Origin of the sequence: Scandinavium hiltneri (assembly GCF_024764835.1) — a bacterium.
GTDB lineage: Bacteria > Pseudomonadota > Gammaproteobacteria > Enterobacterales > Enterobacteriaceae > Scandinavium > Scandinavium hiltneri.
In genome coordinates this window covers 367,362-379,133 of record NZ_JALIGE010000074.1, presented here as the reverse complement: position 1 = coordinate 379,133, position 11,772 = coordinate 367,362, and the positions used below count along the sequence as shown (strand labels likewise).

Here is an 11,772-nt window from a genome sequence, read left to right as displayed (position 1 = left end):
CAGTGCTGATCATCCTGCCATTGACTGGCGACACGGTTCGACTTGCTTCAGGCAAAGACAATCCGCTCTTTGGTGAATCGTGACTTTTTCATCAGCACAACCTCTGCTCAGTTTTGAAACGCCGTTTAAGTTTTCCCCCGCCTGGGTCGCTGTTCATTGTATTAACCGATGGAGCGCCAGGATGAAAAAATTACTCGTATTGCTTTTACCGTTACTGCTTGCAGGCTGCGCCACTATTGTCGGAGACAATGAGGAACAGGTACGTATCAACAGCGTGCCCGATCACGTTCGCTTTGCTATCTCTGACAGCGACGGCCAGATTGTCGCCAGTGGGATTACGCCGCAGACCGTTACGCTGAAGAAAGCGGATGGCAGCTATTTTGGCAAAATCAATTACACGCTGACGCTCGCGGAGGATGGCTACAACACGTCAATCGTACCGTTGAGCACGAATCTCACTCCCTGGTACCTGTTCGGAAATCTCATTTTCCTCGGCGTTCCTGGCTGGCTGATTGTCGATCCCTTCTCGGGTGCGATGTATTCGTTTAAGAACAACGACATTCAAACGTATCTGCGCCGATGCCCGCCTGGGCCGTACCGCTATATGTGTTCATAACGACGAATATTTCGAAGAACGGGCTGGCGATTGGGTCTGCTCAGGGATGAGCCTTGAGAGACCCGCTTCGCCAGTTGGAGAGGGTATTAATTGGCTTTCGGCTCAGTCTCTGCTGGCGTATCCGACCCGGCGGCTTGCGGAGGTTTCACCGTGATCGTGGGCAAATCACCGTAGGTCACCTGCGTTTTCTCGAGACGGGTAATAATGTCGGCGGTGACATCTAATTTTGCATCGCTGGATACGACATTTTCATTATCAACAATCAGCACCAGCTTTTTTTCCTGACGGTAGGCGTCCACGGTTTTCACAATGACGGCCAAGCTGGCCTGTCGTGCGGCTTTTTGTTCTGCCATCCACTGGCGATTCAGGACTTGTGCATCGGCGTTACTCGCCTTTTTCTGTTCGTCCGCTGACAGGGCGGCATAACCTTTCTTCGCTTCATCACTGGCCTTGATAAGCACGGCCTGAACCTGCTTGTCATGCTCAATTTCCTGTTTGCCGATAGCCGAGTCCTTCAGGACTTTGCCCATATCCACGACGCCAATTTCAGGTGCGGAAGTATTTTTCTGGTCGCAGCCCGCTAATCCGCCAAAGGCGAGGGTTGTGGCGAGCGCCAGTATTGCGGTTTTCTTTTGCATCATGAGGTCCTTTTATTGCCTTCCGCTCTGGCGGTGGGCGGTGTTCATTAGACATTTGCTTTCATGCCGTCAGTAGACCACTCACGGGCTCCATTAGTTTCCTGGTGATTCTCTGATTTTAAACCCGTCCTCGACAGGTCAAATCCCGTCCAGGACGCAAACAGAATAAATCGGGCCAGCATCCCGCTGGCCCATTTCGCTACAGGTAACTCACTCAATCCCAGCCGGGCACGGCCCCGCCGTTAAAGATTTTCTCTGCCGCTTTTGCCACTTCAGGTGACTGATATGACTGCATAAATTCCTTCACGTTCTCCGCGTCTTTGTTATCTTCGCGAGTGACGATGATGTTCACATACGGCGAATTTTTATCTTCGATAAACACGCTGTCATGCACCGGCGACAGACCGGTCTGTTGCAGATAGGTGGTGCTGATGATTGCTACGTCGACCTTCGGGTCGTCGAGCACGCGTGGCAGTTGCGCCCCTTCCAGCTCCATAATATTGAGCTTATGCGGGTTGTCGCTGATATCGAGCGAGGTCGGCAGCAGGCCTTTACCCGGTTTGAGGGTAATCAGCTTCTCTTTTTGCATCAGCAATAACGCGCGCCCGAGGTTGGTCGGATCGTTTGGAATAGCGATGGTCGCGCCGTCTTTCAGTTCGGAAACAGACTTAATTTTGCGGGAATAACCGGCCATCGGGAAGACGAAGGTATTACCGACGGCCACTAAGTGGAAGTTGTGCGCTTTGTTGTCCTGCTCCAGGAACGGACGATGCTGGAACACGTTGGCGTCGAGTTCTCCGGCGTTGGTGGCATCGTTTGGCAGCAGCGAGCCGCTAAACCCAACCAGCTCCACGTCGAGGCCATATTTTTCTTTGGCGACTTTCTTCGCCACTTCGGCCACGTCTTGTTCCGCGCCGTTAATCACGCCCACTTTTATGTGTTTACTGGTATCACTTTTTTGGTCACAGCCCGCCAGAAGTAAGCCGGTCAACAGCAGAGCGCCGAGATGAGGAAGAGTCAGTTTCACGCCAGAGTTCCTTTTTAAACAGTCGTTAAAACAAGGTATTCCCGAATAAAAATGACTATAACGAGTTTGGCGAATCGAGGATAAAAACGAAAAGGAATGAGCAAGACGAAAAGGTGATAAAGCGGGTCTATAGGGCCTGATCCTGTAGGCCCGGCAAGCAACGTGCCGCCGGGCCTGCGGGTTAGTTCAACGTATTCGCAATCGCGTTAAACATCAGCGACGCCTCCAGCGGCTGGGCGCTGAATGATGGCTCGGCTTTTGGCCAGGAAGACCACTGAACGATCACCAGTTTTTGCTGTGGATTGACCACGATAATCTGGCCAAAAATCCCCAGTGCCCACATCGTATCCTGGCTCGACAGGCCCTCTTTCGGGCTGACGTCTTTAGCGTTTACCGGCACGCTGTTATTCCACCACTGGTAGCCGTACATGCCGTCCGGATGCGCCGTCGATACGGATTTCTCCGCGGTATTCCAGGTTCGGGCATCTTTCACCCAGTTGTCCGGCAGCGTTTTCGTGCCGTCCGGCAGCACGCCGTTGTTCATGATAAACAGGCCGAATTTACCCCAGTCCTCCAGCGTGGCGTTGAAACCGTGTGCGCCAACGTCGTGTTTGCCCGGCTGATAGCTGTGCCATACGCCGTCATGCACCATGCCGTATGGCTGCCAGATTTTTTCCTGTAAGTTCTGCGCCAGGGATTTGCCGGTCGCTTTCTCCAGCGTATCGCCAAGCAGCCATGCACCGCCTGACGAGTAAGACCAGGCCGCGCCCGGTTTGGCGTAAGCGGTACGTTTCGGGTCTTTCACCAGCGCATTCACACAGGCATAAGTGTCTTTGTTGGCTTCACACTGGGTGAGCTTCGCAAAGTCAGACTGCGGATTGGTGTAGTCCTCATTCCACGTCACGCCGGAAGTGTGCTGCATCAGCTGGCGCACCGTGACGTGTTCCCAGGCGGTGCCTTTTACGTCGGAGTTATACTTAACGATTTCATCATCCAGCGAGGCGATTTTACCCTCTTTCACCGCGATCCCGACCAGCGTCGACACCACTGATTTCCCGACCGAGCGTGAGGTCCACAGCGTGGTTGGCGTGTTGCCGTGGCTGTAATACTGGTAGGCGATTTTTCCGTCCTTGATGACCATCATCCCGGTAACGTCGTTGCGTTTGATGTAATCCTGTAAACCGTAGCGCTGGCCCTGATACTGGTAGGTCGCATCGCTCAGGGAACGCGTCATCACAGGGATTGGCTGCGCGTGTCCTGCTTTGAAGACATCTCCGGCGTAGGAGCGATAGTCGTTACGAAAGCCGATTACGCGCTGCTGCTGGTTCCAGGTCAGCATGTCTTTCACGTCAGGCAGTTTGGCATCAACCGGAGCCGGGCAGGTGGTCAGCTGCGGCACGCCGCAATCGTTCGCGGCCTGAGCAGCACCGGCCTGCAGCGAAACGCCGAGGCAAAGTGCGAGGAGACAGAGAGAAGTGTTCATCTTGCGCATAATCGTACTTTTCATCCTTTAGAATTATGAGATGTCAGGCACTACTTTAGGCGAGAGTTGTTGGCAGGCGCAGTCAGTGTGCGGGGGAAAAACCCCCGCTATGAACGAACGCGAGGTTACAGGCCTAATGCGCTGAGGCCCGGATGATCGTCCGGACGGCGTCCCTGGGGCCAGTGAAACAGGCGATCTGCTTCGTCGATCGGCAGGTCGTTGATGCAGGCGAAGCGTTTGCTCATCAGGCCGTTGTCGTCAAATTCCCAGTTTTCATTGCCGTAGGACCGGAACCACTTGCCCTTCTCGTCGTGCCATTCGTAGGCGAAACGCACGGCGATGCGGTTGTCGGTATAGGCCCACAGCTCCTTGATCAGCCGATATTCCTGCTCTTTGCGCCACTTGTTGTCGAGGAAGGTGACGATGGCATCGCGCCCGTCGATAAACTCGCTGCGGTTACGCCAGCTGCTGTCGGGGGTGTAGGCCAGCGCAACTTTATCCGGATTGCGACTGTTCCAGCCATCTTCGGCGGAACGCACCTTATGGATGGCGCTTTCGAGGGTAAACGGGGGTAGCGGGGGACGTTGTTCACTCATCATTCACTCCTGCGGGATCGGGTTTTCCACATCCTGGCACATATTCGTCTGAACGAAACCGGGAAGTTTTGTCTTCCCGGTGAACATCGACTCAATGGTGAGATTTTTTCAGCGGTGATTCTTTCAGTAACCACGACAGCGCAAACGCCAGCACCATAATGCACGCCGCCATCATGAAGGCCGCGTGAATGGCGGCCCCGAAGGCATCGAGATAATCGGTGCGCACGGTTACCGGCAAGTGGTGAATGGCCACCGGGTTCATCCCGCGAGGGATTTCCGCGCCCTCGGGCAGCAAACGAGTGAGATTCGATTGCAGCACGTGGGTAAAGACCGCGCCAAACAGCGCCACGCCAATGGAGCCGCCAATCGAGCGGAACAGCGTCACGCCGGACGTCGCCACGCCGTACAGATTCGGTGCCACCGAGTTCTGCACCGCCAGTACCAGCACCTGCATGACCAGGCCGAGGCCCATGCCCAGCACGCCGGTAAACAGATACAGATGCCAGGTTGGCGAATCGATGGTGATCCGCGTCAGCAGTAGCATCCCGATGAAACCGAGCAGCGTCCCGGCGATGGGGAACAGGCGGTATTTACCGGTGCGGCTGATTAAGCGTCCGCTGATAATCGAGGTCACCAGCAGGCCGCCCATCAACGGGATCAGCTGTAGCCCGGCTTCGGTTGGTGTCGCACTTTTCACCACCTGCAAATAGAGCGGCAGGAAGGTCACCGAGCCAAACAGCGACATCCCGATGATAAAGCCAATCAGGCTGCACAACAGGAAGCTGCGGTCGCGGAACAGCGACAGCGGAATAATCGGCTCGAACGCTAAGCGTTCTTCATAGATAAACCCGGCAATGCCCACCAGGCCAAACGCCAGAATGCACCACAGCTGCGGATCACTCCATTCGCGCACGGTGCCGCCTTCGGTGGTGAACAGCGTGATGCACAGTAGCGCCATGCTGAGATACAGCGCACCGAGCCAGTCAATCTGGTGCTCGCTACGCTTGTTGGTGCTGTGGAATACCGTGCCGATCACCAGCAGGGCAAACAGCCCCAGCGGCAGGTTGATGTAGAAAATCCAGCGCCACGAGGTGTGCTGTACGATGAAGCCGCCGATCAGCGGGCCGATCACCGTGGCGAGGCCAAAGACCCCGCCGAACAGACCCTGATAGCGTCCACGGTCGGCGGGCGGGATAACGTCCGCCACCGCCGCCATGCTGATGACCATCAAACCACCGCCGCCCAGACCTTGCAGGGCGCGCATCAGTACCAACTGCGTCATGTTCTGCGCCAGGCCGCACAGCGCGGAGCCGACGAGGAACAGAACGATGGCGATTTGCAGCACCCGCTTGCGGCCAAACAGGTCACCAAATTTACCGTACAGCGGCACCACGATAGTGGACGTCAGAATGTAGGCGGTGACCACCCACGACAGCTTATCGAGGCCACCGAGTTCGCCCACGATGGTGGGCAACGCCGTCGAGACGATGGTCTGATCCAGCGCTGACAGCAGCATCACCAGTAACAGCGCGCTGAACAACAGGCGGATGGACTTCACGCCGGTGGCTGGAACGTGCTGCGATTGAGTCGTCTTTTGAGACGCCATAAACAAGCTCACTTGAAATTAATTAAATACCTAATTAATATTTATGTAAGTTATGGTTCAGGTCAAGGGACAGCCCGCAAATGAAAGCACAGAATGGCAAAGATAATTCCGAGAAACCGCGCCGCCCGGGGCGTCCGCGTGGAAAACAGGCTGGAGCCGACAATCGCGAGCAGTTGATGGATATCGCGCTGGCACTGTTTGCCCGGCAGGGGATCGCCCGGGTGTCGCTCAACGCCATCGCCAAAGAAGCCGGCGTGTCCCCGGCGATGCTGCATTACTATTTCACCTCCCGCGAGGCGCTTATCGATCAGATCCTTGAGGAGCGTTTTATGCCGCTGCGCAACCGCATCAGCAGCGCGTTTGTGGAGCATTCTGACGACCCGGTTATAGCCCTGACCATCATGGTGCGGGTACTGGCGGAGCTGGCGGAGCAACACGCGTGGTTTGCGCCGCTGTGGATGCAGGAGATGATTGGCGAAATGCCGATCCTGCGTCAGCACATGCAGGCGCGTTTCGGCGAAGATAAACACCATAAGCTGTTGAGCTCCGTGGCTCAATGGCAGGAAACGGGCAAGCTCAACCGGGAACTCGCGCCGGAGTTGCTGATAACGACGCTGATAAGCCTGGTGCTGGTGCCGTTTTCTCGTCTGCGAACCGACGAGCGGATGAAAGCCGTTTCCCCCGACGTTATCGTGCGTCACGCGCTGGCGATAATGGGCCAGGGGATTGGTGGTTAAAGGGCTTTTGTCAGGTAGTGGCGCTGCATTCCCTGATGAGGGAAGTCATTGATAGTGTTATGCAGAGTAAACCCGCATTTCTGATAGAACGGCAGCGCCTGGAAGCTGGCGGTATCCACCAACATATGGCTGCAGCCCCATTCGCGGATGCGGTTTTCGGCTCCACGAATCAGTTCACTGCCGAGCCCTTTGCCGCGTGCTGCATCGCTGACCCACAGATAGTCGATGCACAGCCAGTCGCCTTTTCGTTTGCCAATCAGCCCACCGAGCATTATGCCGTTTTCATCCCGGGCATAGACGCCCAGTTCGAACCAGTTGCTGGTATCAATAAACTGGCTGTTGTATGCGCGTAAACCGGTAAATAACGCTTCCTGATCCTGCTGAGTCACCTTTTCAGTAACTTCAATTTGCATAACCTGTCTCCGCGTCTTTTCACCTAAAGCCCGACTTATTATTGGTCCTGGTCACTAACTTCTCAATCACTAATAACTGGGGGCAACGTCGGCCTGCTTTTTGTCCTGTGCTATTATCCCGGACAACGAAATCAGGTTGTTGAGGAAAAGATGGGCTCGACCAGGAAAGGGATGCTGAACGTACTGATAGCCGCCGTGCTGTGGGGAAGTTCCGGCGTATGCGCGCAGTACATCATGGAGCAGAGCCAGATGTCGTCGCAGTTTTTAACCATGGTGCGTCTGCTGTTTGCAGGATTCATTCTGCTGATGCTGGCCTTCGTGCATGGCGATAACATTTTCCGCATTCTGAAGAACCGCAAAGACGCGTTGAGTCTGCTGCTGTTTTCGCTGGTGGGCGCGCTGACGGTGCAGCTCACCTTCCTGATGACCATCGAAAAATCGAACGCCGCCACGGCGACCGTCCTTCAATTTCTGTCGCCGACCATCATCGTGGCGTGGTTTGCCATTGTGCGCAAATCGCGGCCCGGGGTGCTGGTGTTTGCCGCCATTCTGACCTCGCTGTTCGGCACCTTTTTGCTGGTCACCCACGGTAACCCGACGTCGCTTTCTGTCTCGCCTGCGGCAGTGTTCTGGGGAATTGCCTCGGCCTTCGCCGCTGCGTTTTATACCACCTATCCTTCCACGCTGATTGCACGCTACGGCACGCTGCCGATAGTTGGCTGGAGTATGCTGCTGGGCGGCGCATTTTTGTTGCCGTTCTATGCTGGCGAAGGGTTACATTTCGTGATCAGCGGCAATTTGCTGCTGGCGTTTTTCTATCTGGTGGTGATCGGCACATCGCTGACGTTCAGCCTGTACTTGAAGGGCGCGCAGATGATTGGCGGCCCAAAGGCCAGCATTTTGAGCTGCGCCGAACCACTGAGTAGCGCGCTGTTGTCGGTGCTGCTGTTGGGCGTCAGCTTTGCACTCCCGGACTGGCTGGGCACTCTGCTCATCCTCTCCTCGGTGGTGCTGATTTCGCTCGATTCACGCCGTCACGCACGGCTGGGATAATGCTGTGCTGTCAATCATGCTTTTGCGCGATAAAATCCATAATTGACTGATTTAATAATATTTTCTTGTCGCCAGGTTTGCGCAATTGGCGGCCTGAACATATAGTTAAAGGTAATGAATTTTGCAACAGAAGGGATCTACGATGAAAGCTGTGCCAATTCTCTGTTTACTGGCCTGTCTGAGCGTCCCAGCCGCCTATGCCAGCTCGCCGATGCAAGGCCTGCAGTTTGAGCAGCAAAAGCTGCAGGTGATGAAAGACGTCAAAAAAACCTGCACGCCAGACGCCAAGATGAGTGACGACGCGTTCGGCAATAAAATTCTCTCGAATGAAGACAACAAGCGCCACGTGCGCGACGCGACGCTGGCGCTGGAGCGTAATAACCAGAAGAACTACTGGGATGCCATCGGGCAGATTCAGTGCCCGGATATGTGATCCGGGCAGGCAGAATTACTTCATTCGTACTTTTGTCGCGACAAGCAGCGCAGTAAGCAGCATTAGCGTGCCGGATAACATCAGCGGAGACAGCAGACCGAAATGGTCCAGCGCCACGCCGCCCACGGCGGCACCGCAGGTGTTGGCCAGCTGAATCACCGCCACCTGAATGGAGCCGGCTTTTTCGGCCTGGTCAGACAGCGAGCGGGTGATCCACGTTGACCAGCCGACCGGCACCAGCGCAAAGGCAAAGCCCCAGATAACCGCCACCGACGCGGCCACGATTTTCTCACTTCCCCACAGGATAAGCACCGCGGCGCTAATTGCGAGGATTAATGGCGCGCAGGCCAGGGCCATTTTCACCGAATGCTTGAGGATCACCGCCGACAGCGAGGTGCCAACGAAACTGGCAATCCCGAAGCTCAGCAGCACCAGCGTCAGGCCATCGACATCAAAGCCCGCGAGGGACATAAATACCGGACGAATGTAGGTAAAGAACGCGAACTGCCCGGCAAATGCCATGAAAATCGCCGTCATACCGGCCATCACGCCAGGGCGTTTTAATAGCCCGAACATATTCGCCTTCTGTCCGGTTTCACCCGGCAGCGAAGGCAGCGCTTTCCAGACCCACACCACGCATAGCAGGCCCATGATCGCCGCGCCGTTAAAGACGTTGCGCCAGCCGATAATGCCGCCTAAAAAGCTGCCGAGAGGGGCAGCAATCACCAGCGCGATGGAAACCGCACCAAAAATCACCGACAGCGCTTTCGGTACCAGTCGTGCGGGCACCAGACGCATGGTGAGCGACGCAGACATCGCCCAGAAGCCGCCGAGCGCCAGACCCAGGCAGGCGCGGCCAAGCAGTAACAGGCTGAAGCTGGAGGCAAATGACACCAGCAGGCAGGAGAGCGTCAGGAGTACGGAGAACAGGATGACAATGTAACGGCGGTCGGTGCGGCCAATCACATGGGTGACAAACAGGCTGGCGAACATCGCCACGAACGCGGTAGTGGTCACCGATTGCCCGGCGACGCCTTCGGTAATTCCGAGCTCTTGCGCCATTGGCGTCAGCAGGCTAACCGGCAGAAATTCAACGGTAATCAGGCAGGCAACGCAAAACGCCACGGCAAAAACCGCAGACCAGTTTGGACGCGTTAACGTCTCACTGCGGGAAAGATTTTCAGTATATTCGCTCATGGGAACCTGCGCATATTGGGTGGGAAAGTTGCGCAGTGTAACATTTTGTTTGTGACGTATTTAACGTTTTGGCAACTATAGCAACGTTCCCCTCTTCCTTGAGGGAGAGGGTGAAATTACTGCGCCGGGGGTGAAACCGGCGCGGGTGCAGCTTCCGTCGGCGCTGGCGCTACAGGCTGCGCCGTGCTCACTTCGCCATTGCTCATCGTCTGTGTCACTTCCTGTTTTGACATATTTACCGCATGCAGCTGGGCGTTGACCGTCGGTTTTAACGGCGCGTTAGCCTGCACGCTGCCGCTGGCACGCAGCTGAAGATTACCGTCGCCGCCAATCGGCAATACCGGCCAGCCCCACTGTTGAAGAATATCCAGCGGCACGCCGCGTCCGTTCAAGTTGATAGCTGTCTGGCGCTGTGGCTGCTGAGACACCGCCCCGCTTGCTTCAATTATCCCTTTCTCTGTAAACGCGCTCAGTTCAGTGATATTCACCGTCGACCCATTCGCCGCCAGCTTCAAAGAAGGACGACGCACGTCCACGCGATTAAAGGTCGCGGCCGCCGCATTCAGCGCCGCGTTACCGCGCCACACGCCCCAGCTGCCGTTTTTCGCCACCTGCAGGTTATCGCCGTAGCCGTCCAGCGACGTGATTTGCCACGGGAACGCCGGGTCGATGTCGATAACCAGGTTACGACTGGCGGTGAATTTACTCAGGGTCACGCTTTGCAGCCAGGCAGGTAGCGGGTCCATCCACCGCTTTTTCCAGTTTTCCGGCAGTGTGTATTCCAGCCCGGCGATGGCAGTGTCGTCGAGCACCAGCGCGTTGCCGTTGCGTAACCAGTTGCCGGATGTGCGCACCATTCCGCCTTCCCAGCGCGAGGTAAACTGGCGCAGCGCCACGCCCTGCGGGGAAAACTCGGCGTTAAAAATAGGGTCGATCAGGTGCAGCGAGCCGTAAATAAATTCGTCGGCGTTCATCGACAGACGCCCGCCGTCGCTGTTCCAGCCGCCGTTGCTTAAAGTGAGATTGCGCAGGCTGAGGTCGAGATCGGCAATCGCCCAGTCCGGCCCTTGCAGGCGCGCGTCGGTCACTTCCAGCGATCCGATGGTCAGTGACGGCACGGTAGTCAGTGGCGCGAAGAAATCGGCCAGCGATTTGTCGCTCTGCATGCGGATGTCGGTCAGGCGCAGGCTATCGACCAACCAGCTGCCGTCGGCGTTACGTTTGGCGTTGCCGGTCAGTGAGCCGCGCGCAATATCGGCGCCCAGGGTGCTGAGCGTTACCACGCCATTGTCGATATTGCCCTGAACCAACACATTGGTCGCCGGCATGCCGTTCAGGGTCATTGAGCCCGCGCTCATCTGAATCTGCGCCTGCTTCCCGAGCACGTTGCCCGCTTCCGGCACCCACGGCGACACGCCGCCGGTCACGCGCTGGGCACTGAGATCCCAGTTGGTTTCCGGGCTGTTCAACGCCATATTGCTGAGTTGCAACGTATCGGCTTCGAACGGGAACGGCGCGGCGGACGGCGACAGGTTCAGGGTTCCGTCCTGCAACGTAATGGTGTCGGCGTGCAGCGGGTCGGTGAGCTGACGACTGCTCAGGCCAATATCAACCGTTTTGGCGACCAGCGTGGCGGGTTTTCCGTCGCGACCAAAGGTGACATTTTTAAGCAAGATGTGAGACGGCGAGGAAAAACGATGGTCCATCGCGTCGAAAACGATGTGGTATTGCGAGTTACTGGAGATCCAGCCGCTGACTTCGCGCGCGCCCCAGCGCGTTTGCAGCAAAAAGTAAAACGCCAGCACGACCAGCAGCAGCGCAATAAGCAGCCAGAGCAACAGCTTCCCGATAAATTTCATCGTCTTCCATCCAGTGAAGGGCACATAAAGGAGTTATGCACGATTTGTGCGTAATCCTCAAGGATGGATTCGTTTAATAAGGTTTCACGGCGGCCCCAGAAGAGGCCGCCGTGG

At 56.3% G+C, this 11,772-nt stretch carries 12 protein-coding genes; 4 read left to right on the top strand and 8 right to left on the bottom strand.

Going from position 1 to position 11,772, the window contains the following annotated elements; translation table 11 throughout:
- Window positions 1-181 precede the first annotated feature (181 nt).
- Window positions 182-616, top strand: a complete 435-nt coding sequence (locus MUU47_RS14725) for a hypothetical protein (protein WP_258965571.1) — start codon at window positions 182-184, stop codon at window positions 614-616.
- An 86-nt stretch (window positions 617-702) separates the two neighbouring features.
- Here the strand turns inward: MUU47_RS14725 and MUU47_RS14720 are convergent, their stop codons facing one another.
- The 5 genes from MUU47_RS14720 to MUU47_RS14700 form a co-directional block, all read right to left on the bottom strand.
- On the bottom strand, window positions 703-1,254 hold the full coding sequence (locus MUU47_RS14720; RefSeq protein ID WP_258988914.1) for an OmpH/Skp family outer membrane protein: 552 nt from the start codon (window positions 1,252-1,254) through the stop codon (window positions 703-705).
- Between the two features lie 214 nt (window positions 1,255-1,468).
- The gene (gene nlpA, locus MUU47_RS14715) at window positions 1,469-2,281 is read right to left on the bottom strand and encodes a lipoprotein NlpA (RefSeq protein WP_258988912.1); all 813 of its coding nucleotides are present in this window, start codon (window positions 2,279-2,281) and stop codon (window positions 1,469-1,471) included.
- A 181-nt stretch (window positions 2,282-2,462) separates the two neighbouring features.
- Window positions 2,463-3,788 carry a serine hydrolase domain-containing protein gene (locus MUU47_RS14710; RefSeq protein ID WP_258988910.1) on the bottom strand — a complete coding sequence of 442 codons (1,326 nt, stop codon included), beginning with the start codon at window positions 3,786-3,788 and terminating at the stop codon, window positions 2,463-2,465.
- 101 nt (window positions 3,789-3,889) lie between these two features.
- Window positions 3,890-4,360 (bottom strand): nuclear transport factor 2 family protein, encoded by a 471-nt coding sequence (locus MUU47_RS14705; RefSeq protein ID WP_258988908.1) that lies wholly within the window; start codon window positions 4,358-4,360, stop codon window positions 3,890-3,892.
- Window positions 4,361-4,451: 91 nt separating this feature from the next.
- Window positions 4,452-5,966 (bottom strand): MDR family MFS transporter, encoded by a 1,515-nt coding sequence (locus tag MUU47_RS14700; protein ID WP_258988907.1) that lies wholly within the window; start codon window positions 5,964-5,966, stop codon window positions 4,452-4,454.
- A gap of 80 nt (window positions 5,967-6,046) precedes the next feature.
- Here MUU47_RS14700 and MUU47_RS14695 point away from each other — a divergent pair, with 80 nt between their 5' ends.
- Window positions 6,047-6,703 carry a TetR/AcrR family transcriptional regulator gene (locus tag MUU47_RS14695; protein ID WP_258988906.1) on the top strand — a complete coding sequence of 219 codons (657 nt, stop codon included), beginning with the start codon at window positions 6,047-6,049 and terminating at the stop codon, window positions 6,701-6,703.
- Here the strand turns inward: MUU47_RS14695 and MUU47_RS14690 are convergent.
- Complete coding sequence (locus tag MUU47_RS14690; RefSeq protein ID WP_258988905.1) at window positions 6,700-7,116, bottom strand: GNAT family N-acetyltransferase; 417 nt, start codon at window positions 7,114-7,116, stop codon at window positions 6,700-6,702. The two genes, MUU47_RS14695 and MUU47_RS14690, sit on opposite strands and share 4 nt — an antisense overlap.
- A gap of 150 nt (window positions 7,117-7,266) precedes the next feature.
- Between MUU47_RS14690 and MUU47_RS14685 the strand changes: the two genes are divergently transcribed.
- Window positions 7,267-8,169: an EamA family transporter gene (locus MUU47_RS14685; protein ID WP_258988904.1), complete on the top strand. Its 903-nt coding sequence runs from the start codon at window positions 7,267-7,269 to the stop codon at window positions 8,167-8,169.
- A gap of 142 nt (window positions 8,170-8,311) precedes the next feature.
- Entirely contained in the window at window positions 8,312-8,602 is a 291-nt protein-coding gene (locus MUU47_RS14680; protein WP_258988903.1) for a YicS family protein, read from the top strand.
- Between the two features lie 15 nt (window positions 8,603-8,617).
- Here the strand turns inward: MUU47_RS14680 and nepI are convergent, their stop codons facing one another.
- Window positions 8,618-9,799, bottom strand: a complete 1,182-nt coding sequence (gene nepI, locus MUU47_RS14675) for a purine ribonucleoside efflux pump NepI (RefSeq protein WP_258988902.1) — start codon at window positions 9,797-9,799, stop codon at window positions 8,618-8,620.
- Window positions 9,800-9,915: 116 nt separating this feature from the next.
- Window positions 9,916-11,658, bottom strand: coding sequence for an AsmA family protein (locus MUU47_RS14670; protein WP_258988901.1), 1,743 nt, complete (start codon window positions 11,656-11,658; stop codon window positions 9,916-9,918).
- Window positions 11,659-11,772 lie beyond the last annotated feature (114 nt).